Raw genomic sequence first — 25,076 nt, forward strand, 5'->3', positions numbered from 1 at the left:
CATTCAGATAGAGGGATACAATATGCGTGTACAGAATTTACATCAATAGTCGGAAAAAACATTACTCGAAGCATGAGCGGAAAAGGAAATTGTTATGACAATGCTGTAGCTGAGAGCTTTTTCAAAACTCTGAAAACCGAACTTGTCTATCAAAATAAATATGAAACTAGAGATCATGCTAAAAACTCTGTGTTTGAATATATAGAAACATTTTACAACACTCACAGAAGGCATTCGGCTTTAGGAAATTTAACCATAAAAGAGTATCAAAATTTAATGTCTAATCAATCTAAAAATGTAGCATAAAGAGTATATAAATTTTGTCTCAAAAATAGTTGCAAGTTCAGATTACAATTTGTGTTACCGGGTGTGCATTCTGATATCGGAGGTTGTTATGTGAATAATAATGAAGAAAAAGTAGATTTATATGAAGAACATGAGAATGATGGTAAAAACTGTGAAAGATTCAGAAACATACTTATAGAGGAAGGTTGGTATAAGCCGGAAGAGATTGTAGTGCACAAGTTTACTTATCCACATAAATATGGGGTAAATACGAAGTACCTATTAGTGGGCACACGAAGACTTTTTAGTACTTATGATAAAATTTCTTTGAATACCATGTTTCATTATTCACAACAAGAACAATTTGGAGTGAAGTATGAACAAAAACGTGTTAACAAGCATAAAATTTCTGATGTTTTTTTAACTGAAATCTACAATCAATTGAAAAATTATATGAATGCCTGTAGTATATTACGCAATACCTACATAGAAGAATATAACCAAAGCAATTCTTCAGGGGATTATCTTTCAAAAATAAAGACTTTACATTATGAAGATTTTGTAGATTTAGAAAAGCTTAAAATACTGAGAAACCAATATCTACACTGGTCTGCCAGTGCAACCAAAACAGGATATGGACCGAGAGTAGGTAAAGTCTCAAATGCTAAAGAACGTACAAGAAATATACAATATGGATAATAAAATACAATACATACTGCAACGCATCTTTTGTTTTGTAATATGTGTCAATCTCATACAATGTCAAAAAATGAAAGATGCAAAACAGCCTTTTCAGGTAGAAATCTCCCATCCTGATAATAAATATGATATCACCCCTGTATTTGATAATATCAAAACGTTAGAAGGAATCCATGCAGGCTTACCTTATGGCAGCTCCTCCGGGAGATGGGGAGATTCTGGTAAAAGCTGGACGGAACAGTATGGTACACCTATAGGGGCAGATATTACTTATTATGCAGATTATGAAAATGCCTATTATCACTTGAATGTGGATTTTCCTTTGGACACAATAAAAGACTATATGGAGCGTGCGTATTCTATTTGGGATGATTTGAAAGGAGAAACTCAGGAATATAAAAGATTAGGCAGAGGATATGAGGCTTCCAATGGAGTGAACTCGTATGACAGTTTTTCCACCTTGGTTTTTGGTTTTGCTCCTAAAGGTATGGTTGTGGTATGGCTGAATTTTGGGAATACACGTATTGAGCTGGGTCGTTATCAGGCAAAACTTGTTACAGATCCTATAGAAATAGCCAAAGCCAAAGAAAAATATCTGCGAACATACCGTTTAAGTCCTGAACAATATGTTGAATTCCAAAAAGAATATTTTATCCCCGATGCAAGTCCAAAAGAATGGGATGATTATAGAATACGTTATCATTGGCGACCTGTTGTAAGCTCTACAAATCCTAAATTTCGATTATTTGAAATTCTCAATTATACTTATAACGGAGAAAAAGAAGGGGCATTACGGCCTTGGGTTTTAGATATGCCTTACAAAGAAAGGGCAATACCACGAGAAATGGTGTTCACCTGGGAAACGGGAAAAGAAAAGCAGCAGCAATTAAATGCCCGCGCTTTTTTCAATTGGGAAAAAACCAATGAAGCATTTAAAAAAGCAGGAAGCAAGATCGATATGCAGGTGAAGATTGCAGAAGATAACAATTCTGTTGAAATTTTACTGAATGGAAAGCCTTTAGAAACGGATAGCATTCGTATCTATCAATGGTCAGGAGATTATAAAGAAAGTTATAAATAAAGCATAAGTATTGATTATTTTAAATTTTTGAAAAAGTAATTTCATTTATTCTAGAGATTCGTTAAGATTCTGATTGATTTTCTAATTATTGAAAATTTCTAGTATAGGTAAGTAATCAAAGTATAATGTGTAAAACAATTAAAAAAAAATATTATCAGAACTATTCTCGTTTATTTAATTGGAATAATAGTGTCATTCATTTTGCATATGAGTCTCTATAAATATGAAAATCAAGCCGATATTATAATTTTTATGGCGATATTCTGCTTCTTTTCAATTATGGGAATTTATAGTTTAGTTGTTGATAATTTATTATACTGGATGTATAGAAAGAATAATATGAATGCTTTTCTTGTTTCAAATTCTATTTGTTTTATTTACATTGTATTTAGTGCGATAAATAATGATTTGAAAGAATATGATCCTATATATTATTTTTGTGCTCCTGTATTTTTTGTATTAAATATTCTTTCATTTTTATTTTAAAACAAAATAGAACCTAATAATCTTTATCAACAATTCATGCTTCAAATTTTAAATAAATATTTTTACATTTGACCATGAACAACAGAAACCGCGGCAAAAATACAGGCGACGACACACTATTCGGATCAGAAAAGCAAATTGACAAATTAAAATTGGCGGTTAAGGATATGAATTATCTTTTAAGCAGAGATTATGCTGAAAAGGCAGGTTCTGTATTGATAGGAAACCATTATAGATTAAAACCCCGACAAATTCAGGCCTTGCGTGGTGCCTCAGCATCAGAAAATCAAATCCAAAATCGAAGATTAAAACAAGTTGAAATTTCATATTTAAAAGATAAGATCATTTATTTTGATGGCTTTAATATTTTGATTTTGTTGGAAAGTCTGCTTTCCGAAGCCTATATTTTTGAAGGTCTTGACGGCTGTTATCGCGATCTTTCCGGTGTTCATGGAACGTATAAAAGAGTGAATCAAACACAAAAATCTATAGAATTGGTTGCTCTTTTTTTTCAAAAGGCAAAGCTTCAAAAATTAGTCTGGATTTTCGATAAACCCGTCTCCAATAGTGGGAGAATTAAACAGATGATTCTCGAATTTGCTCAGGAAAATAACCTCAATTGGGAAGTTGATCTACAATTCAATCCCGATAAATTTTTAGCAGAAAATGCCGAAATCATAGCTTCTTCCGACGCGTGGATTTTAGATCACTGCAAAAAATGGTTTAATGTAATTGATTATTTAATTCAGGAAGAAAAACTTTCTGATAATCTGATTAAAATGTTTTAAAATGAATCTGTTCGAAAAATATATTCCATTGCTGTCAACATCTTGGAAAGAAAAATACTATCCGATTTTATCGTCAGAACATCTGGAAATCTTATCAAAAAATATTCAGAAATATAAAGACAAAGCTTTAGATTGGGATTTGCCTTATTTTAATGAAGAAATAAAAATTGACCGTGATAAAAGTTTCTCTACATTCATCAATATTCTTGAAACGAATGATTCGGATGAGGTTATTACGCAAAGATTACAGGAAATTCCGTTCGAATATTGGCTGGATATTTTAGGACAAAGACTAACTTCAGCGAGTATTCGGGATGAATCTGCAATTCCGCCTTCTAAGGATATTTTAATTGAAAGTTGTCAGAAACTTTTTAATGATGAGATCACCATTGCACAACGTGCCTGGGAAAAGCATGTTGGAAGAATCGATGATCAGTTCTGGGGCGAAGTAAAAGGAAACAATCAACAAAAACAGCAAAAAGTAATGGAGAAAATTAATTATATCATCAATAATCAAACATGGTGGAATGTTTTCTTTCATTACAAACACGAGCTGGTCTACGAAATAAGAGAAAAAGATGGTCACGGAATCCGATGGAGCCACGGCGGAACTCAATTGATTGGTTTTTTAGAAATTTTTATTAATGAATAATTTTACAACGTAAAAAGATTGCGTACTTATATTTTAGTTTTGTCAGCTAAAATTTTAAAATATGAACACTTACATCGATATTGGCATTAACCTGACCAATAAACAATTCCACAACGAACACGAAGAAATTATCAACCGCGCGTTGGACAATGGAGTAGAGCAAATGATCCTCACAGGAACAAGCGTCCGCGGAAGCAAAGAATCTGCAGAGATTGCAGAAAATTATCTCAAAATTTTATTTTCAACCGCAGGAATCCATCCTCATGACGCAAAATCTTTTAATAATGAAAGCATCAGCGAACTTCGAAAATTATTAAAACAAGACCAAGTTATCTCAGTTGGAGAATGCGGGCTGGATTTTGATCGCGATTTTTCACCAAGACCTATTCAGGAAAAATGTTATGGCGCTCAACTGGAATTAGCCATTGAAGTTGATAAGCCTCTCTTTCTTCACGAAAGATCAGCCTTTAAAAGATTCAATGAAATTACGGATGAATATCTTTCAAAACTTCCCGAAGCTGTTATTCACTGTTTCACAGGAACTTTAAATGAAGCAAAAACCTATTTGGATAAAGGATTTTATTTAGGATTTACGGGAGCGATCAGCGATGATAAAAGGTTTAAACATTTGGAAGATGTTATCAAATATATTCCGCTTGACCGGATGATGATCGAAACAGACGCACCTTTCATGTTGCCGAAAAACATACCAAGAACACAACACCGCCGAAATGAGCCATCCTACCTGCCTTATGTTGCACAGACAATCGCCAAATTAAAGAAAATAAGCATTTCCGAGGTCGCGGATGAAACCACCGAAGTCGCCAGAAAATTTTTCAGAATATAAAAAGGAGCTCTACAAATTAATGTAAAGCTCTTTTTATTTTATAATATTGCTTTTCTCTTAGATGCTTTTCCAGGCAGCTTCTAAAGCGAGTTCGATCATTGGTTTTAAAGCTGTTTCTCTTTGATCAGCTGAAATATTTTCGTGAGTCGGGATAATATCGGTTACCGTAAGGATCGTCGCGGCATTTTTTCCTAAATATTTTGCATTGGCATATAATCCAAATGCTTCCATTTCAACGGCCGGACAGTTATATTTCGTTGCAATCGCAGGAACAGCCTGATCTTTTCTGTAGAAAATATCACTGCTGTGAACGTTGATGGCTTTAGTTTTTAAAGCTAATTCTTCCGCAGTTGCATTAATGGTGTCAAAAATATTTCCCTGGTGAGAAAGAATTTCATCCTCAATTTCCCATGCATATTTTGCGTAGGTACTTTCACTTGCTGCATTTTCAACATTTAAAATATCAAAAGTCTTCAAATCTGTTGTATATGCACCACAAGTTCCGATTCTGATGATCGTCTCCACTTCATATTCTGTGTACAGCTCAAAAGAATAGATTCCAATGCTTGGAAATCCCATTCCGCTGGCTCCTACAGTGATTTCTTTACCTTTATAAAGGCCGGTATAATAAAAAATACCGCGTGTTTTGCTTACTAATTTTGCGTTTTCTAAAAAGTTTTCTGCAATATACTGTGCGCGAAGCGGATCCCCCGGCTGCAATACAACTTTAGCAATTTCTCCCTTTTTTGCACTGATGTGAATACTCATAATTTTATTTTGAATGGCACAAAGATAGCAAATCTGTGAAAAGTGAATGGTCAGTGTATGATGCTTAATATTTTTTTTCAGAAGCTATTTCCCGCTTTCCACTGTATCTTTTCTGTTACGGCCTCAGCTTCGCTCCGGCCGCAACAGAAAAGGATGCCGTTTCAATCGGGGCTAGGGTCTTTGTCTTTCTTTCAAAATTTGTCATTGCGAACCGAAGGTGAAGCAATTTTATGAAAATTTAGTAATAAAAAAATATTGGTGAGCGAAACGCTTTAACGCATAAAAAATATTCTCAACTATCATAGACAAAATCCTTGCGAACCTTGCGTTAAAACCCAAGATTTAAAATTGAATATTAATATTTTTTTAATTCACCAATAACGAATAATATTTTTATTTTTGTTAGATGATGGAAAACACCTCCCCGTTTTTAGACACTTTATTTCTTCTCCGAAAAGATGAATGTATAACGATTTTTTCAGATATAAAAGAAATTTCAAAAAAGGAAGAACAAGACGCTGCAGATTATTTTGAAACCGAATTTGAAAAAGAAAGACTGGAATTTTTATCAGATCAAATAAACTGTAATAAAGAAACAGCAGTTTGGGCAGGAAAAGTATTATATCACAGTGCTCAATTGTATTTGATTCGTAGAGATACAGCAAAGGATTTAGGTCAATTAATTCCACCATATAAAGGAACAAGGGATGTTTCATCAATTTTGTCGGCAGACTTATCATTAAGATTTTTACCACAAATTGTTGACGGATTACAAATTGCAGATGCGGAAGATCCTTTGATTAAAATGTTGGAAAATATTTTATCACAATTTCATTATTCAGCAGTCGGATCTGAAATTGATGTAGAAAAAGTAAATTGGGAAGAAGAATTAAAAGACAAAACCTATCGAAAACTATATCTCGAAAGAATTGTAGAAAAGAAAGCATATAAATTGGCAGAAATTCCGTTTATTAACAAATTATTGATTGCAGAATTTGGTATGCATAAAGACGTATTCTGGAGAGAATTAAAAAATGTAAACAGTTAAAGAAAATTGACATAATTGAATAAATCTCTGTGTTCTTTGCTGAGTGAAATCGAAGATTCGACGTAGTCAAACGCCTTTGCGAACTTAAAAACAGTTAGTAGTCAAAAAACTTTGTGTGCTTTGCGTTAAAAAAAGCATTATTCAGGAAAGAAAGCACTCTTTACATTAGAAAAAAAATATAAAAACTGAGAAATCAATGACTCAAAATATAAATAAATTAAACACAGTTCTTAATTACGTAAAAGACACCTTCGTTGGCAAAAACGATGTAGTCGATCTGTTAGGAATCTGTTTATTAGCACGAGAAAACGCATTTTTGTACGGACCTCCGGGAACGGCAAAATCTGCCATTATAAGAACACTCGCAAAAACCGTGAAAGACGGAAAAAACTTTGAATATCTTTTAACCCGTTTCACTGAGCCAAACGAAATTTTCGGACCTTTTGATATCAGAAAATTAAAAGATGGCGAACTTTTAACCAACACAGAAGGGATGATGCCGGAAGCGTCAATGGTTTTTCTGGACGAGATCTTCAATGCCAATTCTGCCATTCTTAACTCACTTTTGATGGCTTTGAATGAAAAGATCTTCAAAAGAGGAAAAGAAACAAAAAATCTTCCTGCATTAATGTTTGTGGGGGCAAGTAATGTTCTTCCTGAAGATGAAGCTTTGAACGCGTTATTCGACCGTTTTCTGATCAGAATAAATGTCGATTATGTACACCCGGATCTTCTTCAGCAAGTACTTTTAGCCGGAAGAAAACTGGAAAATAATGTTGAAACTGACACTCCTGAAATTCTTTCTGACGAGATCAGAGAACTTCAAAATTTGTGCAGAAGTATTGACTTGAAGCCGATTTATGAAGTCTATTTAAATACAATTATCAGTCTTAGAAATACAGGAATCGCAATTTCCGACCGTCGAGCCGTAAAACTGCAAAATTTAATTGCAGCAAGTGCTTTAATTTGTGGAAGAAATGAAGCAATACTTTCTGATCTTTGGGTATTAAAACACATTTGGGACACCGAAGAACAGATCGAGATTCTGGAAGGAATTATCAACAGAACCATCGAAAAAGATGAAGATCCGAAGTCTCATCCTCAGGCTTTGCAAAACAAGACCCCAAATCCGGAGGAAGTCATGAAAGATGTAAAGATCTTAATTGATAAATGGGAAGGCGGTACTTTAAGTTTTGAAGAGCAAAATGTGATTAAAGATAAATTAAGATACCTCCAAACCCGATGCGACTGGATCAGACATCCTGAACAAAAACAATACATTCAAAAAAAAATTGAAAGTCTATGGCAGAAGATTCTTCAAACCGTATAAAAGAATTTTGGGCAGAACTTCCCCGAGCTGATGAAGATTTTCTGGGTTCAATTCGTGACTGGAAAAATGTTCAGATCGCTTTGGAAGAAGATGTAATCTGGTTGAAAAACTTTACCGATGAGCAAGCTGATTCTGCGGAAATTCAGCAATTGCCTAATTTTTTATTATATGAATTAAGAGACGGATTACTCTTCCGAAAAGATGCTTTGGTTCCCACTAAGAAGGTGAGAACGGCTTTGCTGTGGTTGCCAATTGATAAAGCTTTACGTTTAACATTTCCACCATCAAATCATAATTTTTTTGGAGTTGATGAAAAAGTAAAAGTAAACTTAAAATCAAGTGAAGAAGAACATTCTGCAACAGCTTTATTAAGTTCAATATCTAAAATTAAAGACTTTATTATAGCGACTCCAAAATTCAAATTAGACAAAATTGAATGGATTGTGATGGAAGATCAAGCTTTATTTCTCGGAACTCCTTTATTAAGTTTTCCTGGGAAAACATTTTGGACGAAAGACGGACATCTTTTGCCGACAGGTTTTGATTTTGAGTTTAAAAATTTGAGTTCATTACTTCAAAAAAAGTATAATGAAAGTTTAGACCAATGGCTTGTGTGGAATGAAGACGGAACTTATATTTCAATTAATAAAAATGATTTCCGAAAACTGTCTGTAAGTTCATTTCGTCTCACTGAAAAAGCACAGGAATGGATTTAAAGCAATATTTCCAATCGTATGAAAATTATTTCTGGGAATGGACAACTGATCAAGATGTTCCTGATAATACTGGATATAATGAAAATAATCTTATTTCGATTCCAAATATAGGTACAATTGCTTATAGGGCTTATATAATTGAGGTCTTGAAGGAATTTCAATTAATAGGATTACCTGCTTTAAATCCTCTTTTATTAGCTTTATATGCAACAAATGAAGGGTATTTAGATTTAAAAGGTATTAAAATCGAAATGCGAAAAAATCCATTGACAATGCAGAAATATGTTGGAGATTGGATAAAACCGGCATTTCAATTTTTAGAAACACTAAAATCTTTACCCAACAATTATAAAAAAGGGAGAAATAGAATTCTTCTTTTACAGACAATATTTAGCAATGAATTTGACGCGGTTTCAGTAAAGCAATCTGAATATATATTAAATGAATATTTACGAAATCCACAAAAAATAGCCAACTCTGCTCAGAAAATTGCTCTTACGGTGGGTACATTTTCGAGTGACTTGAGAATTTTAGCATCTTTAAACAGAAAATTTCCTGCAGCAGCCATAATCATCGAAGCTATGAAAGGTTTTAATGATATTCCCGAGCTGGAGGATGAAGTTATACAAGAGGAAACCACTATTGAAAACAATAAAGACTTTATTCAGGAACTCATCGAAGATCCAAAAACTTTTCAGGTTGGGAGCTTGATCAAAAGAATCTGGAGCGGTCTTAAAATTCCTATGAGGCATCTTTCTCCCGGAGAACAGCCAATTGGAGGTATTTCTGATATGACCAACAAAGGAGAATTATCAAGAATGCTTTTATCTGAATTTGCCAATGAAGATGAGGTTTTCATGAATAGGGTTGCCAATAATGAAGCTTTGTATATTCAGCGTGAAATTCCGCCCGAGGAAAATATTTTTGAAAGAATAATTTTAATTGATACTTCCCTTAAAAATTGGGGAACGCCAAAGGTTTTAGCTTTTGCTTCTGCCATCGCTGTGATTAAACATCCGAAAGCACATTCTGAATGTAAAGTTTTTGCTTTAGGGCAGACCAATGTGGCGATTTCTTTAGATAAAGTGGAAGAAGTGGTTGATAATTTAAATCAGGTAAGTCCGGTTTTAGAAGTTTCATCAGCTTTGGATAGATTTTTTCAGGAGGAACATAAAGAAAAAGATCTGGAAGTTTTCTTCATTACCCATCAGGAAAATTTGATGAACGAAAATATTCAGAGAACGATTCACGAAAATAGGGACCGGTTAAAATTTTTAGTCACCACTTCGGCTGATGGAGAATTAAATTTCTATAAACATCACAAGGGAGCAAGAAAACATGTTCAGAAAATAGTTCTTCCTTTAAAAGAATTATGGGCAAATCCGCCACAGAGAAGAAAAAATAGAGATAATGATGCTTCGTCAAGTGGCAAAATAACAGATCTTCCGTTAAATTATCCGATTTTATTTCCAACGCCGACTCATAAAATTGCTCAATTTTTATATGAAGGAGAATTTTTCATTTTAAGCAATAAAAAGCAGTTGTTAAAAACTTATCTTTCTGATAATTATTACAATAGAGATTATTACGATTATTATAAAACATATCATGGAAGTGAGGTTTTGATTGAAAATATTTCTTTAAAACCGCGAGGACAGTTTGCTTTGGCGAAAAATAAGCAACAGCAGTTCATTCTCTGTCAATATCAACCGGATAAAAAGTTGATTTCTAAATTAAATGTAAATACTAAAGAATATTCAGATCTTAATGTAACGGGACAGAATATTCCTGCAGATTCAAGATTGATTTATTTTGGCAGGAGTTTTTACTTATTTCATGCAGATGTGCCTTCAATTTTCAAAATAAATATTGATGGAAATATCTCTATTGAATCTGTAAAAAACGATGCAGAAATTCAAAAAAATGATACAAAAGCATTGGCAGAAATTTCAAGATTAAATTATAATGGAATTAAAATTTTAAGTAATTTCAGTAAAATTGGAATCAATACAAAAGGTAATTTAGTCGTTTCCGGAAATGAATTAAACAAGAATTATGAAAACTCAATAAATTTCATCAAAAACAAGTTTGAGATTAAAATTTTTGCGGAACAAAACAAAAATAAATTCACTTTTCCCGATGGAAGCGAGATCATTACCGATTCCCGTGGAATGTTGACGTTCAAAAGCAGTAACGGAAATATTCCAACATTTTATATACCATCCACAGAACAGGGATTCTTGTCGTTGTCGACCAATGTAGAATTCGGTGGATCAGAATATTATCTGCCCGAAAATACGTTATTGAAAGTGAAAAAAATGGAAGATATGTACTCTGAATATCTCGAAAAATTTATCAATCAAATTTTGGAATATGGAGCTTAGAATTAAACCTTTTCCGAAAAATAATTATCCTAAAAAAGGACTTTTAATAAAAGGTTCTTCACCATCGATTTGGCTTCACGAGATGGAAATTTTAGGAATTGATTTAGAGCAAATTCAGTCTTTTCCGATTCCTTCCAACGAACCGAATATTTTGTATGGATGTTTTTTAATTTTTGATAAAAATGCTCCAAACGAAATTGGAAAAAATTCTTATTTTCAATGTTTTGATAATAAATTATTCATTCCAGAAAACACGATTTTCTATCCTAAAATAAATCCTGAAGACTGGCAAAATATGGATGCTGACTATCTCATTATGCATCCGGAATTTGGTTTGGTAAAGTTATCAGAACAAATCGACTGGATCTCATTAATCCAAGATCCTGAAAAATCAAATATTGTTGTCCGAAAACCATCAAATGGTGTAAAGATTCCTCAAAAAATTGAGAGCTATACCGTAGAAATGGATGATGAAAAAATTCTGGAAGCTCTTGAAAAACCGCAGACCGAGGAAGAATGGATGAAAAACCTGCCTTTTGACTTGAAAAAAGTAATGGCAGGAAACAAAAAAGAAGTTGAGAAGTATTTAATTTATATCGAAAAATATCCCGACAGAGCGGTAGAGTTGGGTGTTCCGCTTGATGTGATGGGAACTTCCAGAGGTGACGGTTTTGGTAAATTTAAATTTCAGAATTCATGGCTAGGTAAATTATTCGGTGGAAATTCTTCAAATGATGAAAAATCTACTTATTCTCAAAAATACCGTTGGATATTTTTTGTGTTTTTGATTGCGATCGGGCTGTTTAGATTATTCATTTTTCTGAATAAAGAAAAACCTGTACAAAACCCTCCGATGCCTTCATCAGGAAAGGTTTCTGAAGTCGATAAAAATATGATGAATCCTATTGTCGCCTACCAATCCGGTGTTACGGATATTGATATGAAGATCGATTCTATGTACGGAAGGGAAAGACGTGGGTTGATGGACGAACATATGAAAGCATTAGTACGTTTTAGTGATCAGGATAACAAAAGAAGTTATGAAGAATATCTAAAGAATGGAGGTAAACCGATTAATAAAATTCAGGATGAAATTTTCAAACTTAATGATAAAACAGATGTTTCAAAAGATTCATTAAAGAAAGTTTACAGCAAAAAAATCGTAAAATATTTAGCTCAAAGCGAAGAAAAATACAAGAAAAAAATCACAGATTCTCTTAACAAAATAAGCTCAGGAAAACCAGCCGATCAGGGAATTGTAAAAACTATTTTGAAAAAGAAACAGGTTTTGATCAAAGATTCTTTAGGCCGACTTTATGGAACAAAAGAATACATCGAACCACCAATTGATCCGAATAAAGCCAAAAAAGTGGAGACATTGCAAAAAGAAAAACCTTATTCAAAATATGACATTTCTTTTTCTGAAATTATTTGGTTAATAATTTTCATGACGGGAGTTGTCGGGCTGTATTCTTTTATCGTAAAAAGAAAATCTTTAAATATTGGAGGTGATAATGTCCCAAGTGGAATTAAAATTTTTCTAATTATCGTGCTTGTCGCTTTGTTAGCGTATATTTTCTACCCTTTGATCGAAATGTTCGGCTACAACTGGTTTGTCTGGCTTCTCATTATTGGAGTTGTATTGCTTCTTTACAGGCTTTTCAGTGAAGATAAAACTATTTTAAAATCAGATAAAGATGAATAGGCAGAAGTTTATAGACAAATTCATGGCGGCATTTTTTATTCTGGTGATCATCAAGGTTATAGGGATTTTGGCGCAGCTTTTTCATCAGAGTTTTTGGAGTGTTATTGGGACTTTAGTGATTTTTGCGATCGTTGCTTTCATCATTTTCATTGTCCTGATCCGTTTAGAAGACAAGGAAAAAGAAAAACAAGCATCCGGCCGTAGAGGTGGAGCTGGAGGTGGAAGTTTTTATGTGGAAAATTCACTTTTTGACAAGATTAGAAGTAAATATGAAGACCTGGCACAAAAATATATCGACGAAAAAGATTACAAAAGAGCAGCAAAAGTGTACATGAATCTTCTTCGTGATCATTATCGTGGCGCTCAAACATTGGAAGATGGCGGATTTTATAATGAAGCAGCTGTAATTTATCTTAAAAAATTAAAAAATAAATCTGAAGCTGCAAACTGTTATGAAAAAGCAAAACAATACAGAAAAGCTATCGATTTGTATAAAGAACTAGAACAAAAAGAAAAAGTTGGCGATCTGTACATTGAAATTCATGATATAAAAAATGCGCATACCTATTATCAAATGGTAGTTGATGATTATGTAAACAATAATCAGATGGTAAAAGCTTCTTTAATTTATCGCAAAAAAATGGAAACACCGGAAGCTGCTCAACAGATTTTATTAAAAGGTTGGGAGGAAAATAAAGATGCTTTCAATTGCCTTAATAATTATTTCGCTAATATTTTTGATGTGAAAAAACTGGACAGCGAAATTCAAAATTTATATAAGAAAACTCCATCTGATAAAAAGAATATTTATCTGGAAGCCTTGAAGTATGAGTTTAAAAAAGATGAAAAACTGCAGTCAACAACAAGAAATATAGCTTACGAAATTATAGCAGAAAAAGTAAATACCCATTCCGAGATTGTCAATGAGCTGAAACATTTTAACCCAAAAGATGAAATTATTCTGAAAGATATTTCCAGATTTAAAACTGGGAGAAATAAAATGTTTAGAAATTGATGATTATTAAATAGTAAATTCCCGCCATTGCGAACCGAAGGTGAAGCAATCTATATCAAAATAACCTGTTTTTTATTGAGATTGCCTCGGCGTTTTGCTTCTAGTAATGACAAAATTATCAACAAATTAATAAAAAGATTTATCTTTGCGACAACAAAATTATGACAAAACAAAGAGCACATATCAGTTTGAATCTATGCGATCGCCTGTCAATAAAGGGATCGTTTGGATATGAATGGATGATATGGAATGAAGCGAAATGTGCTTGCTTTGGAAATTATTTACTGTAAACTCGTAAAAATTTAATCAAAATACCACAAAAACGCTTCGACAATCGAGGCGTTTTTTGTGTTTTTAGGTCAGAAATTATTTAGAATGAAAAAAAATAACCATAAAAGTGAAAATTATTTAATCAAAAATGAACATTTAATACGATAAATAAGCGTGATAAGTAAACCCAATGAGAGACAGTCATTTAGGTAATTAAGATATCTGTAAAATAGTACGGACAGAAATTCTCTACTCTAAATTTTAAATTTAATTAATTGATTTTCAGTCAGTTGAAGTAAAAATAAATTTGCAAGTTAAAAAAAATCACATTTACTTTGCAACCGAAAATTGAAAGCAACAGAGTTTTCAACATTTCAAAAACTTTTTAACATAACAAGAATATAATGAAACAATTACATAACATATCTAATCAGTATTCAAGACTACACGGACAAGAGCCGATGGGATGTGCATGTATTCTTGATAGTGAATTTGTGGATAAAAGGTGCTTATATAAATGCGTCAGTTAATGAACTGATACGTCAAAATATAGAGCGCCTCCCAAAAAGAGGCGCTTTTTTTATGGTTTCTTTAGCTTATTTGGTAAAGCGTCGGTCTGTGGCACCGGAGAACAGGGTTCGATCCCCGGAGAAACCCAAAAATGTGAATGGTCAATAGTGAATTTTATTTCATAAGTGAATTAAAATTGACAAGCGAAGTGATTGACAATTAACTATTCACAAGTTTAAAAACAATCGCATAGCTCAATTGGTTGGAGCATCGGTCTGATACGCCGAAGGTTGAAGGTTCGAGTCCTTCTGCGATTACAAAAGATGAATAGTGAATGGTGAATTTTGTTTCACAAGTGAATTTTAAGAATTGACAAGAAAGACGAATTGACAATTAACTATTCACAAATTAAAAAACAATCTCATAGCTCAAATGGTTAGAGCACCGGTCTTTTAAACCGGGGGTTGAAAGTTCAAATCTTTCTGGGGTTACTAAAAAGTGAATGGTCAAAGGTGAATTTTACTTCGTAAGTGAATTTAAAATTGACGAGCAAAGCGAATTGTCAATTCACTATTCATATAACTATGGTTCCGTAGCTCAATTGGATAGAGCATGGGTTTTCTAAACCCAGGGTTACAGGTTCAAGTCCTGTCGGAATCACAAAAAAGGTCTATTGAGGTAATGGCTAACCTGCCTGACTGTCGCTCAGGCACTGCGAGTTCGATTCTCGCATAGACCGCAAAGGTTCATGGATAATTTCCGATCCGACTGTCTCTCGGAAAAGAATTTTGAAATGAATCTGTAAAACTGGAAAGATAACGGTGGTTGTTTACCCGTCTTGGACGCGGGAGGCCGCAAGTTCGAATCTTGCTTTCCAGACGAAGAAAGTGAATAGTCAATGGTGAATTTTGTTTCACAAGTGAATTTTAAAAATTGACAGCAAAAGCGAATTGACAATTGACCATTCACAAATTAAAATGATTTTGTAGCTCAATGGTAGAGCACCGGTCTGTTAAACCGGAAGTTGAAAGTTCGAATCTTTCCAGAATCGCAACTAACTAAATGTTAATTGTTTCAAAGAGAAAAATAAAAAGTTTGTCGAGCGAAGAAGTTCTTATATCAAACAAAAAATTAAGACAGGCTTTATTTTTTATTAGAAATTAGAGATGTGATATTATCTAAAAACTATCAACTAGCAACCAACAACTAGTAAAAAAAAACGATGGTTCGCCGAAGTGGAAGAGTCGGGGCGGTCTGCAAAACCGTTGTGAAAACTGAGTGGGTTTGAATCCCATAACCATCTCAAATAACTAAAATGAGATTAGTTCCGAAGAAAAAAAGAGTTTGTCGAGCGAAGAAGTTCTTATATCAAACTAAAAAATAATGACAGGCTTTGTTTTTCTTCACAAAAAAAAGTTAGATGTTAGAGATTAGAAGTTAGAATGAAAATCATTAATCTCTTATCAATTATCATTTATAAAAAAGGAAGTACGCCGAAGTTGGAGAGTCGGGGCAGACTGTAAATCTGTTGCTTCATTGCTGAGTAGGTTCGAATCCTACTACTTCCACCACAAAAACCGCTGATAATGTAATGGCAGCATGCAGGAAATGTACTCTTGTTGTTTAGGTTCGATTCCTAGTCAGATGGTCAAAGAAAGTGAAATGTGAATAGTGAATTTTGCTATGCAAGTGAATGTAAAGATTGACTACGAAGTAAATTGACTATTGACAAGAAAAATGCTCTATTCGTCTAACGGTTCAGGACGCCTGCCTTTCGAGCAGAAAATAAGGGTTCGATTCCCTTATAGAGTACTAGGTTTAAATGGAAAGAGAAAAGTTTGTCAAGCGCAGAAGTTCTTTACAAATATAACAGGCATAGTTTTATAAATATAGACAAGTTTTTCTCAGACCTAATCTTATAAATGATAGTTAATTAATTACCATTTATAAAAACTTGCGGGAATGGTGGAAATGGTAGACACACTTGATTTAGGCTCAAGGTTTTGAGGGTTCGAGTCCCTTTTCCCGTACAAGCAATAATTGATAAATCATCAATGATAAAGTATAGTGTTAGTATCATTTATAATTTATCAATTATCATTTACAAAAAATTTTGGAAGAGTGGTGTAGAAGGTCTGCACGTTAGTCTGAAAAACTAAAGGTACAGGTTCAATTCCTGTCTGTTCCGCAGAAAGATAAATGATAATTCATTAATGATAAATAATGAATTTGCAGTGGAAAAATATCATTTATCACTTATTATTTATCAATTATAATTAAACTGATTCATAGTGTAATTGGTCAGCACACAAGACTTTGACTCTTGTTGTTCAGGTTCAAGTCCTGATGAATCAACAGAAAAATAGAAATTAGAAACTAGAGGTTAGAAATTAGAAAAGCAACCGCAAGTAAAAATCATTTATCAATGATCATTTATGAATTATAAAAAGTATAAAACTTAAACATGTAGAAAAAATGGAAACGCAACAACAAACATGGCAAAACATGACAGGAAAATTTTTCCAACATTCTATCACACAGCTGGTAGAAGAAGCCATCATCCGCGAACAGGCAAATGGACACCGACTTAAAGTGTGTGTGGGTTCAGACTCCCACGTTTATGGTGACGCCATTAATTATGCTACGGCAGTGGTCTTTATTCGTGAAGGAAAAGGAGCGTTTACCTTTATCAGAAAAGAAAGAGAAATACAGAATATCAGTATCAAAGAGCGAATGTTGAACGAGGTCAACAAATCCGTAGAAATCGCCTATGCAATTTGCTCTATTCTGGAAACTTATGATGTGGAAATGGAGGTACACGCAGACATTAACACGGATCCTGATTTTAAATCCAACGTTGCTTTGAAAGATGCAATGGGATATATTCTGGGAATGGGATATGTGTTTAAAGCAAAACCTTATGCATTTGCAAGTTCCAATTGTGCTGATATGATGGTGTAATAAAGAGGAAAGCGGGATGTGAGAAGCTTGAAGTTTTTAACAGTATGATATTAACTTCCGCATCCCGCTTCCAACTTCCATCCAAAAAAAATAAAAAAAATGAAAACAATTTTAATCATCAACGGAGAAAAATACTGGAGCAATTATTTTGCAGGATTTAATGTAGTTCAGAAGAAAGTTCAGAATTCAGAATTTATCGTAAAAGATGCTGAATTGTACGTAATTGATGCTGATGGTGTCTGCAAACCGGATGTTATTTTTTGGAGATTGGGAGCTGTAAATCCTGAAGCTAAACACAGAAATATTTTGGAATTAATTGAATATTCTGGGATTCCTTGTGTGAATTCAGCTTCAACATTATTAATGGGTTATGAAAGATTATCGATGTTAAATAGGTTGAAAAAACTTGGATTACCTGTTATTGATTTTAATGTAGCAACCAATACAACTCAACTGAAAAATATGGAAATGCAGTTTCCTTTTGTGGTTAAAGTTGGAAATCATCACGGTGGATACGGGAAAAGTCTGGTGTCTACCGATGAACACTGGGAAGAACTGAAAGATTTACTGTTTATCCATCAGGATTATGTGACGACAGAGAAATTTATTAACTATAAATATGACATTCGGTATCTGGCTATAAATGATAAAGTATGGGCGATGAAAAGAAAGGGCAAATATTGGAAAGCTAATTCTTTAACCCAAGAATATCAACTCATCGAGCCGGAAAAAGAATGGATAGAAAAAGTAAAACTATTACAGGAAAACATCAAAGCAGATATTGTTGCAATTGATGTTCTGGAAACAGAAAACGGAGAAAAAATTATTTTAGAATACAACGATATTCCGGGACTTTCAGGGTTTCCTGAAGATGCAAAAATGGAATTATCAAGTATTGTAAAGAGTAAATAAAAAGAACCATAAAAACTAATAACCATGTATTTTTTAGTTCAGGCTAATGTATATTTAGATCCCGATCATTACAAAATTTTTGATGCCTTTGAAGAGTTAAATATTGATTATAATGTAATTAATATTCCTCCAACCGCAGAAAAAATTGATTTCGAAACATACAGAAAAGATGTTTTCGTGTATGGCTCGGTGACGATTGCACGATTGGCAAAACAAAATACAGACTGGTTTCCCGGTTCTTTTTACGGAGGTAATCATATGTATGAAGTATATTCTAAATATTATGGTGAAAACCTTCTCAATTACAAAGTTTCCGTTCACAAAATTTCAGAAGAATTGATCTGGAAAAATGATGAACTCAAATTTATTAAACCTTACAACGAAGCTAAAATTTTTACAGGAAAAGTTTTCAGCGAACCGGAATGGAAAGATTTCGTTTTTGAATCACTGGCAAATAAATTCAACAGAATTACAGAAGATTCTCTGGTTCAGATTTCGGAAGCAAAACGGACGATTAAAGAAGCTAGACTTTGGATTGTTGGCGGACAGATTATCGATGCAGGATATTATAAATTTAATGATAATGCGCCTTTCGAAGAAAAAGTTTCAGTAGACGGATTGAGTTTCGCTAATGAAATGATCGAACTTTTCAATCTTGAAGAAGCCTTTGTAATGGATATTTGTTTAACGGATGAAGGTTGGAAAATTGTTGAAATAAATTGTATCAACAGCTCCGGATTTTATCCAAATACCAATGTGAAAAGTATTATCAAGGCATTGAATGTTTACTTTTCCAATTAAAAAGTATAGCAATGGAACTTACAAAAAGATTACTATTTCTGGATGATATAAGATATCCGATCGAGGCGTATCATTATACAAAACAGGATATTTTCCTCAGAAAAGATTGGCATATCGTTCGAAATTACGAACAGTTTGTCAACAGGATTTTGGAAAAAGGACTTCCGGAAATGATTTCTTTTGACCACGACCTTGCCGATGAACATTATTTTGAACCGGATTCTCAGGAATTGGTTGAAAAGACAGGCTACGATTGTGCAAAATGGTTGGTAGAATATTGCATGGATAACTATTTAGACTTGCCAAAATTCTACTGCCACTCAATGAATCCTGTTGGAAAGGAAAATATTGAAGGACTTTTAAAGAATTTCAAAAACTATTAAAAATTTAAAAAAATGATTTTCAAAACATATAACTCTATAGAAAATGCTTACCAGGCCCGCGTGATCGATCAGATCAGGTTGCGGGGTTTTGGAGATGAGGTTTTCATCGTCCAGGAAAAGGTTCACGGTGCTAATTTCTCTTTCTTTACCGATGGAAAGGAAATTAAGATAGCTAAAAGAACCGCTTTCATCGAAAAGGATGAAAAATTCTATAACGCCCATCAAATTTTAGAACGTTACAGAAAAAATGTCATTAATGTGTTCCAAAGAGTGAAAACTATTTTCCCGGATTTGGAAACTGTAGTAATCTACGGAGAATTGTTCGGGGGTGGTTACAAACATAAAGAAGTAGAAGCTGTAAAGGATGCTGTGAAAGTACAAAAAGGTATTGATTATGCACCTTACAATGAATTTTATGGATTTGATATTAAGTTGAATGGCACTACTTATTTGGATACAGATTTGGTCAACCAAATTTTCGAAGAAACCGGATTTTTCTATGCAAAAATCTTATTTCAAGGGACTTTGGAAGATGCTCTGAAATTTCCTAATGTTTTCGATTCTAAAATTCCGGCTTGGTTGGGATTACCTGAAATCGAGAATAATATGTGTGAAGGAACTATTGTCAAAACATTGAAAACCAAATATTTTGGAAACGGCTCAAGAATCATTTTAAAAAATAAAAATGAGAAATGGATCGAAAAATCTAAAATGGTTAAAAAAGACAGACCTAATCAAAAGGAAGTTCATTTTAGCGAAAATGCTCAGAATATTTGGGAAGAAATCCAAAAATATGCAACCGCAAACAGATTGAATAACGTTGTCAGCAAGATCGGTGAATTTGAACCCAGAATGATTGGCAAAGTGATTGGCCTTTTTTCACAGGACATTTTGGAGGATTTCGAAAAAGATTTCCCGAAAGTTTTCGCAACTATAGAAAAAGCTGAACAAAAAAGAATCAATAAAAAATTGAATTCTTTAGTAATTGATTTTATAAAAGAAGAGTTGATGACTCTTAAAGTTTAGTTTCGGTAATTTATTATCGAAACTTTTTATGTAAATATTAAAAACAAATTAAAAAAATGAAACCCAATATATTTTTTACTGCAGACCATCATTTTGGTCATGAAAATATTATAAAATTTTCCGAAAGACCTTTTGAGTCTTTGGAACAAATGAATGAAGAACTCATCAAAAGATGGAATGACAAAGTTGGTATCAATGATACGGTCTACCATTTAGGAGATGTGAGTTTAGGAAAACCGGATTTTACTAAAGAAATTTTGGATAGATTGAACGGAAATATCCATTTAATAAAAGGCAATCATGAAGGTGCGGCATTGGCATATCCTAAACGATTTGATTCAGTAAGAGATTATCACGAATTAAAAATTGATGAACCGGAGAATGACAACGGCAAACAAAAAATCATTCTTTTTCATTACGCCATGCGCACCTGGAATGGTTCACATCGCGGAGTTTGGCAACTCTACGGGCATTCTCACGGAACATTACCGGATGATGAAATGGCTTTAAGCATTGATGTTGGAGTAGATTGTTATAATTTTTGCCCAATATCTTACGAAGAAGTCAAGAAATTGATGAAGAAGAAAAAATGGACACCGCCTTTTGCGCCGAGAAGCTAATATGAGTAATAAATAATTGGCAATGAGTAATGTGAAGATCATTTATCATTTACCAATTATCATTTATTAAATTAATTATGAAAACAACAAACGAAATATTAATCGTCGACTTAGAAGCCACATGTTGGGAAAACGACAGGATTCCAATTGGTCAAAAAGTCGATATTATAGAAATAGGAATTTGCGAATTAAATAGAACAACGAAAGCAATTTCCAAGAAACAAAGCATTTATGTAATTCCAGAAAGGTCTAAAATCAGTAAATTTTGTACTGAACTTACAGGAATTACGCCGCAAATGATAAAAGAAAAAGGAATTCATTTCGAAGAAGCCTGCGAGAAAATCAGAGATGAATATGATTCAGCTTCTCTTACTTGGGCGGGTTTTGGAAATTTTGATAAAGAGCAGATCATGGAACAATGTGATTATCTCGGCATTGAAAATCCTTTTTCTGAAAATTATTTAAATATAATGCATCAATTCAAAGGATATAACGGACTTCATAAAATGATGGGTTTAAAAAGAGCCCTGAAGTTTCTGAATATGGATTTTGAAGGAAATCATCACAGCGGAGCAGACGATGCTTACAATGCAGCTAAAATTTTGAGAGAAATTTTGGAATAACCTTGGGCTGGAAATCTGAAGCTGGAGGCAGGAAGTGAATTACGTACTGTAAAACTTCCCTCTTCCCGCACCCATCTTCCAGCCTTTTAAAACATTTAAAAAAGTGAAAACAACAGACAATATATTAATTATAGACCTTGAAGCCACGTGTTGGGATGACCGCCCGCCGAGAGGTCAGGAAAGTGAAATCATAGAAATCGGAGTTTGCCTTATGGATGCAAAAACCGGTAAGATTTCGCAAAATGAGGGAATTTTAGTGAAACCTCAATATTCAAAAGTAAGTCCGTTTTGTACGGAACTGACTTCCATTACTCAGAAAATGCTTGATGAAGAAGGCATTTTGCTTGAAGATGCTTTAGATATTCTAAGAGCAGAATACGATTCTGAAGATGTGACTTGGGCAAGTTATGGAAATTATGATTTGAATATGCTTCAAAATCAGGCAAGAAGATTCAATGTCGATTATCCTTTGAGTGATGATCATATCAATGTGAAAACATTATTCGGAGAATTGCATCCGACCGTTCGTAAAAGTGTAGGAATGGCAAGAGCTTTAGGCGAACTGAATTTTAAGCTTGAAGGTACACATCACAGAGGTGTAGATGATGCCAAAAATATTGCGAAGATTTTACATTGGTGTTTACAACAAAATTAATGTAACAATTTAGCAATGTAGAAATATAACAATGGCTTCCTTTTATAGGGAGTTTTTTTATCGACATAGGAAAATGTAGCGTTAAGAAAATTAAAAATTAATCCGTTAAGAAATTCCCACTGTTTGAAGCGCGAGACAAATTTTGAACCGTAGAACAAATATTCAATTCGCGCAAGTTTTGGGGATTTTAGGATTAAATTTTAATTTTTAGCGAAAGTTTCCAAGTCTTGAACTTTTGTTTCTTTTGTTTGACTACGTCGAATCTTCGATTTCAAGACAAAAGAAAATTATAAAAAAATCACATTAAAATATTCTACGCAAAAACACTGCGTACTAAAGCCATTACTTTGCATCATCAAAACAAAACAACACTAAAATTTTGAAAAACAGATTTTAGTCAAAATATCAGGCGAGTCTTGTTGAGTGTTTCTGTATAGCACCATTGCAGGAGATTTTGTTGAGAAACATTATTTTTTTCTGTTCAACTTGACTTGAAGGTTTCGGAATTTTCCAAAAAATTTCACACGGCTCTATAGGTTGAAGGTTCGAGTCCTTCTATTTCCAAAATGGGAATATAGTTCAATGGGTAGAACAATAGATTTTTAGCACAGGTTCGAATCCTGTCTTCACTTCGGGTGAAGTAGCTCAGTTGGTTAGAGCACTACACTGTCACTGTAGGTTGAAAATAGACTCAAAATCTATTTTTTATTAGAGTTTTTGAATGTTTCTCATTAAAAAACATTCGTTATGGGAAAATTTGAGTTTTTTTCAGTTGCTGAATCAACATTTTGAAAAAGCTTGTAAGAAAAGATTTTTTCTGAAAATAAAATTTAGTTGATGAATAGGCAATAATTGGACTGAATTTTCTAAGAAGGACGATTTTCCGCGTGAGCGATGGTAACGGATACCCCGCAGTGAAGAGCCGAAAGGCGATGAACGAGGAGTAGAAGTGAACGTAGCGACCCGAGTTGTTGCTTTCAGCGATGGCAAGGGACACGCCCAAGATCTGATTCATTAGAAAATAAGTTTAAAATACTATTCTGAAATGAAAGAAATTTCATGAAAAACTTTCCTTCCGCCATTTTTGGAAGAGAGAATCTCGAATTTTTCTTTTTTAATTAAAATTAATAACACTTAAAATAAAATATGATGTTTAAAAATGTACAAATTAAAGCGTATCAGGTTGGTTTGGTTTTCAAAAACCGAAACTTAATTGAGATCTTAAAAGAAGGGAATCACTGGATTTTCGGTAATAAATCTGTGGAAGTTCATGAAATGAAAAACCAGTTTAAAACAACTGAAGACTTGAGTCTTTTATTGAAAAATGAAGGCTTGAATTCAATGTTGGAAATTGTAGACGTGAAAGATGGTGAAATTGTCTTGGTACAGGAAAACGGAATCTTCAAAGAAGTGTTGAATGTTGGTCAATATGCTTTCTGGAAAGGTGTTTTGAACAGGGAATTTCAAAAAGTCGACTTAACGAAAGTTGAGATCACAGAGAAAATTTCTAAAACAATTCTGGAAAATATGAAGTTGAAAAATTTCACAAGAAAGTTTGTGGTGACGAATCAATATAAAGGATTATTGTTAATTGACGGAAAATTAACCAAAGTTTTGGACGCCGGAACTTACTATTTCTGGAACAACGAAATTTCTGTTGAAGTCAAAGCCATTGATATGCGTATGCAGCAAATGGAAATTGCAGGTCAGGAACTTTTGACGAAAGATAAAGCGATGCTTCGTATCAATTTCTATGTGCGTTTTCAGGTGGAAAATATTGAAAAAGCGTTGATGGAAAATAAAGAATATGATAAGCAATTATATATTTTGATGCAATTGGCTTTGCGTGAGTTCGTTGGAGCTTTGACGTTGGATGAATTGCTGGTAAAAAAAGATTCTGTAGGAAAAGAAATCCTTGAAAATCTTGGTAACAAAGCCGAAGATCTTGGTCTGAAAGCTTCTGATGCCGGAATCCGTGACGTAATCTTAACCGGAGAAATGAAAGAAATCATGAATCAGGTTTTGATCGCCGAGAAAAAAGCTCAGGCCAACAGCATTATGCGTCGTGAAGAAACCGCTTCCACAAGAAGTTTGCTGAACACCGCAAAACTGATGGAAGAAAACGAAGTCCTGTGGAAGCTGAAAGAAATGGAATATATGGAAAAGATCGCCGACAAAATTGGAGATATCACCGTTTCCGGAAACAGTAATATCCTTTCTCAGCTGAAAGAGATCTTTGCAAAATAAAACTAATAACCATTATTATAAAGGCGGGTTTCTATAAAAGGAAGCCTGCTTTACAAACAGCCTTGTAGCTTAAAAGGAAAACCTACTACCGTAGAGTTTGCGGATATTCCGGTTAGACCCGCGCGGACTAATGGGTAGAGTTTACAGAAGCACCGAAAATCTTAGGAGAAGTAGGGAAGCGTATTTACAGCCGCAATGCCAATATGGAATGTGAGTTCGAATCTCATCAAGGTTACAAAAAAGCAACAAATCTAAATCTTAGGT

The 25,076-nt window shown here is 33.6% G+C and carries 22 protein-coding genes and 13 tRNA genes; 34 read left to right on the forward strand and 1 reads right to left on the reverse strand.

What is annotated here, in order from left to right:
• From BT156_RS22385 to BT156_RS15380, 6 genes are all read left to right on the forward strand, one after another.
• Window positions 1-306: integrase core domain-containing protein (locus tag BT156_RS22385; RefSeq protein WP_228430156.1), on the forward strand; the 306-nt coding region annotated here is incomplete at its 5' end.
• A gap of 63 nt (window positions 307-369) precedes the next feature.
• The gene (locus BT156_RS15355; RefSeq protein ID WP_139255496.1) at window positions 370-984 is read left to right on the forward strand and encodes a hypothetical protein; all 615 of its coding nucleotides are present in this window, start codon (window positions 370-372) and stop codon (window positions 982-984) included.
• 70 nt (window positions 985-1,054) lie between these two features.
• Window positions 1,055-2,065, forward strand: a complete 1,011-nt coding sequence (locus tag BT156_RS15360; protein ID WP_228430159.1) for a DUF2931 family protein — start codon at window positions 1,055-1,057, stop codon at window positions 2,063-2,065.
• 560 nt (window positions 2,066-2,625) lie between these two features.
• Entirely contained in the window at window positions 2,626-3,339 is a 714-nt protein-coding gene (locus BT156_RS15370; RefSeq protein WP_072411367.1) for a DUF434 domain-containing protein, read from the forward strand.
• Between the two features lies 1 nt (window position 3,340).
• The gene (locus BT156_RS15375; protein ID WP_072411368.1) at window positions 3,341-3,991 is read left to right on the forward strand and encodes a hypothetical protein; all 651 of its coding nucleotides are present in this window, start codon (window positions 3,341-3,343) and stop codon (window positions 3,989-3,991) included.
• Between the two features lie 61 nt (window positions 3,992-4,052).
• Window positions 4,053-4,838, forward strand: coding sequence for a TatD family hydrolase (locus BT156_RS15380; RefSeq protein WP_072411369.1), 786 nt, complete (start codon window positions 4,053-4,055; stop codon window positions 4,836-4,838).
• A 57-nt stretch (window positions 4,839-4,895) separates the two neighbouring features.
• Here BT156_RS15380 and deoD read toward each other — a convergent pair whose 3' ends face one another.
• Window positions 4,896-5,606: a purine-nucleoside phosphorylase gene (gene deoD, locus BT156_RS15385; protein ID WP_072411370.1), complete on the reverse strand. Its 711-nt coding sequence runs from the start codon at window positions 5,604-5,606 to the stop codon at window positions 4,896-4,898.
• A gap of 406 nt (window positions 5,607-6,012) precedes the next feature.
• On the opposite strand from deoD, the gene BT156_RS15390 reads away from it, so the two are divergent.
• The 28 genes from BT156_RS15390 to BT156_RS15515 all read left to right on the forward strand — a co-directional run bounded on the left by BT156_RS15390 (window position 6,013) and on the right by BT156_RS15515 (window position 24,812).
• Complete coding sequence (locus tag BT156_RS15390) at window positions 6,013-6,654, forward strand: hypothetical protein (protein ID WP_228430161.1); 642 nt, start codon at window positions 6,013-6,015, stop codon at window positions 6,652-6,654.
• A gap of 196 nt (window positions 6,655-6,850) precedes the next feature.
• A complete protein-coding gene (locus BT156_RS15395; protein ID WP_072411371.1) occupies window positions 6,851-7,984 on the forward strand; it encodes an AAA family ATPase in 1,134 nt (377 codons plus the stop codon).
• On the forward strand, window positions 7,957-8,700 hold the full coding sequence (locus tag BT156_RS15400; RefSeq protein ID WP_072411372.1) for a hypothetical protein: 744 nt from the start codon (window positions 7,957-7,959) through the stop codon (window positions 8,698-8,700). Before BT156_RS15395 ends, BT156_RS15400 begins: the two co-directional genes overlap by 28 nt.
• Window positions 8,691-11,084 (forward strand): hypothetical protein, encoded by a 2,394-nt coding sequence (locus BT156_RS15405; RefSeq protein WP_072411373.1) that lies wholly within the window; start codon window positions 8,691-8,693, stop codon window positions 11,082-11,084. The genes BT156_RS15400 and BT156_RS15405 overlap by 10 nt, the downstream gene beginning before the upstream one ends.
• A complete protein-coding gene (locus BT156_RS15410; protein WP_072411374.1) occupies window positions 11,074-12,789 on the forward strand; it encodes a hypothetical protein in 1,716 nt (571 codons plus the stop codon). The genes BT156_RS15405 and BT156_RS15410 overlap by 11 nt, the downstream gene beginning before the upstream one ends.
• Window positions 12,782-13,804, forward strand: a complete 1,023-nt coding sequence (locus BT156_RS15415; RefSeq protein ID WP_072411375.1) for a tetratricopeptide repeat protein — start codon at window positions 12,782-12,784, stop codon at window positions 13,802-13,804. The genes BT156_RS15410 and BT156_RS15415 overlap by 8 nt, the downstream gene beginning before the upstream one ends.
• Window positions 13,805-14,658: 854 nt before the next feature.
• A tRNA-His gene (locus BT156_RS15425) sits at window positions 14,659-14,731 on the forward strand.
• A gap of 96 nt (window positions 14,732-14,827) precedes the next feature.
• Window positions 14,828-14,901: transfer RNA gene (locus BT156_RS15430), tRNA-Ile, on the forward strand.
• Between the two features lie 100 nt (window positions 14,902-15,001).
• Window positions 15,002-15,075 (forward strand) — tRNA-Lys (locus BT156_RS15435).
• A gap of 95 nt (window positions 15,076-15,170) precedes the next feature.
• Window positions 15,171-15,244 (forward strand) — tRNA-Arg (locus BT156_RS15440).
• Between the two features lie 7 nt (window positions 15,245-15,251).
• A tRNA-Asp gene (locus BT156_RS22175) sits at window positions 15,252-15,323 on the forward strand.
• Window positions 15,324-15,391: 68 nt separating this feature from the next.
• Window positions 15,392-15,463 (forward strand) — tRNA-Pro (locus BT156_RS22180).
• Between the two features lie 100 nt (window positions 15,464-15,563).
• Window positions 15,564-15,635: transfer RNA gene (locus BT156_RS15445), tRNA-Asn, on the forward strand.
• 170 nt (window positions 15,636-15,805) lie between these two features.
• Window positions 15,806-15,887: transfer RNA gene (locus tag BT156_RS22185), tRNA-Cys, on the forward strand.
• Between the two features lie 181 nt (window positions 15,888-16,068).
• Window positions 16,069-16,155 (forward strand) — tRNA-Tyr (locus BT156_RS15450).
• 168 nt (window positions 16,156-16,323) lie between these two features.
• Window positions 16,324-16,396 (forward strand) — tRNA-Glu (locus BT156_RS15455).
• A gap of 144 nt (window positions 16,397-16,540) precedes the next feature.
• Window positions 16,541-16,614: transfer RNA gene (locus BT156_RS15460), tRNA-Leu, on the forward strand.
• An 85-nt stretch (window positions 16,615-16,699) separates the two neighbouring features.
• Window positions 16,700-16,772 (forward strand) — tRNA-Phe (locus tag BT156_RS15465).
• 94 nt (window positions 16,773-16,866) lie between these two features.
• A tRNA-Gln gene (locus tag BT156_RS15470) sits at window positions 16,867-16,939 on the forward strand.
• Between the two features lie 120 nt (window positions 16,940-17,059).
• Window positions 17,060-17,545 (forward strand): ribonuclease H-like YkuK family protein, encoded by a 486-nt coding sequence (locus BT156_RS15475; RefSeq protein ID WP_066751873.1) that lies wholly within the window; start codon window positions 17,060-17,062, stop codon window positions 17,543-17,545.
• A gap of 99 nt (window positions 17,546-17,644) precedes the next feature.
• The gene (locus tag BT156_RS15480; protein ID WP_072411377.1) at window positions 17,645-18,457 is read left to right on the forward strand and encodes an ATP-grasp domain-containing protein; all 813 of its coding nucleotides are present in this window, start codon (window positions 17,645-17,647) and stop codon (window positions 18,455-18,457) included.
• A 24-nt stretch (window positions 18,458-18,481) separates the two neighbouring features.
• Window positions 18,482-19,258, forward strand: coding sequence for an ATP-grasp domain-containing protein (locus tag BT156_RS15485; protein WP_072411378.1), 777 nt, complete (start codon window positions 18,482-18,484; stop codon window positions 19,256-19,258).
• 11 nt (window positions 19,259-19,269) lie between these two features.
• Window positions 19,270-19,641, forward strand: coding sequence for a cyclic-phosphate processing receiver domain-containing protein (locus tag BT156_RS15490; RefSeq protein ID WP_083582368.1), 372 nt, complete (start codon window positions 19,270-19,272; stop codon window positions 19,639-19,641).
• A 12-nt stretch (window positions 19,642-19,653) separates the two neighbouring features.
• Window positions 19,654-20,667, forward strand: coding sequence for an RNA ligase, Rnl2 family (locus tag BT156_RS15495; RefSeq protein ID WP_072411379.1), 1,014 nt, complete (start codon window positions 19,654-19,656; stop codon window positions 20,665-20,667).
• 56 nt (window positions 20,668-20,723) lie between these two features.
• Window positions 20,724-21,287: a metallophosphoesterase gene (locus BT156_RS15500; RefSeq protein WP_072411380.1), complete on the forward strand. Its 564-nt coding sequence runs from the start codon at window positions 20,724-20,726 to the stop codon at window positions 21,285-21,287.
• 77 nt (window positions 21,288-21,364) lie between these two features.
• Entirely contained in the window at window positions 21,365-21,910 is a 546-nt protein-coding gene (locus BT156_RS15505; RefSeq protein WP_072411381.1) for a 3'-5' exonuclease, read from the forward strand.
• A 103-nt stretch (window positions 21,911-22,013) separates the two neighbouring features.
• Window positions 22,014-22,565, forward strand: a complete 552-nt coding sequence (locus BT156_RS15510; protein ID WP_072411382.1) for a 3'-5' exonuclease — start codon at window positions 22,014-22,016, stop codon at window positions 22,563-22,565.
• A 1,146-nt stretch (window positions 22,566-23,711) separates the two neighbouring features.
• A complete protein-coding gene (locus BT156_RS15515; protein WP_228430164.1) occupies window positions 23,712-24,812 on the forward strand; it encodes a slipin family protein in 1,101 nt (366 codons plus the stop codon).
• Window positions 24,813-25,076: the final 264 nt, after the last annotated feature.

The organism is Chryseobacterium limigenitum (assembly GCF_900114875.1).
GTDB classification, from domain to species: domain Bacteria; phylum Bacteroidota; class Bacteroidia; order Flavobacteriales; family Weeksellaceae; genus Chryseobacterium; species Chryseobacterium limigenitum.

Bases quoted from the DNA above. Each gene is read 5' to 3' on its own strand.
- BT156_RS15370 (WP_072411367.1), top strand. From the start codon at position 2,626: ATGAACAACAGAAACCGCGGCAAAAATACAGGCGACGACACACTATTC.
- BT156_RS15415 (WP_072411375.1), top strand. From the start codon at position 12,782: ATGAATAGGCAGAAGTTTATAGACAAATTCATGGCGGCATTTTTTATT.
- BT156_RS15410 (WP_072411374.1), top strand. From the start codon at position 11,074: ATGGAGCTTAGAATTAAACCTTTTCCGAAAAATAATTATCCTAAAAAA.
- BT156_RS15395 (WP_072411371.1), top strand. From the start codon at position 6,851: ATGACTCAAAATATAAATAAATTAAACACAGTTCTTAATTACGTAAAA.
- BT156_RS15405 (WP_072411373.1), top strand. From the start codon at position 8,691: ATGGATTTAAAGCAATATTTCCAATCGTATGAAAATTATTTCTGGGAA.
- BT156_RS15490 (WP_083582368.1), top strand. From the start codon at position 19,270: ATGGAACTTACAAAAAGATTACTATTTCTGGATGATATAAGATATCCG.
- BT156_RS15515 (WP_228430164.1), top strand. From the start codon at position 23,712: ATGATGTTTAAAAATGTACAAATTAAAGCGTATCAGGTTGGTTTGGTT.
- BT156_RS15390 (WP_228430161.1), top strand. From the start codon at position 6,013: ATGATGGAAAACACCTCCCCGTTTTTAGACACTTTATTTCTTCTCCGA.
- BT156_RS15485 (WP_072411378.1), top strand. From the start codon at position 18,482: ATGTATTTTTTAGTTCAGGCTAATGTATATTTAGATCCCGATCATTAC.
- BT156_RS15375 (WP_072411368.1), top strand. From the start codon at position 3,341: ATGAATCTGTTCGAAAAATATATTCCATTGCTGTCAACATCTTGGAAA.
- BT156_RS15400 (WP_072411372.1), top strand. From the start codon at position 7,957: ATGGCAGAAGATTCTTCAAACCGTATAAAAGAATTTTGGGCAGAACTT.
- BT156_RS15500 (WP_072411380.1), top strand. From the start codon at position 20,724: ATGAAACCCAATATATTTTTTACTGCAGACCATCATTTTGGTCATGAA.
- BT156_RS15475 (WP_066751873.1), top strand. From the start codon at position 17,060: ATGGAAACGCAACAACAAACATGGCAAAACATGACAGGAAAATTTTTC.
- deoD (WP_072411370.1), bottom strand. From the start codon at position 5,606: ATGAGTATTCACATCAGTGCAAAAAAGGGAGAAATTGCTAAAGTTGTA.
- BT156_RS15360 (WP_228430159.1), top strand. From the start codon at position 1,055: ATGAAAGATGCAAAACAGCCTTTTCAGGTAGAAATCTCCCATCCTGAT.
- BT156_RS15380 (WP_072411369.1), top strand. From the start codon at position 4,053: ATGAACACTTACATCGATATTGGCATTAACCTGACCAATAAACAATTC.
- BT156_RS15505 (WP_072411381.1), top strand. From the start codon at position 21,365: ATGAAAACAACAAACGAAATATTAATCGTCGACTTAGAAGCCACATGT.
- BT156_RS15495 (WP_072411379.1), top strand. From the start codon at position 19,654: ATGATTTTCAAAACATATAACTCTATAGAAAATGCTTACCAGGCCCGC.
- BT156_RS15480 (WP_072411377.1), top strand. From the start codon at position 17,645: ATGAAAACAATTTTAATCATCAACGGAGAAAAATACTGGAGCAATTAT.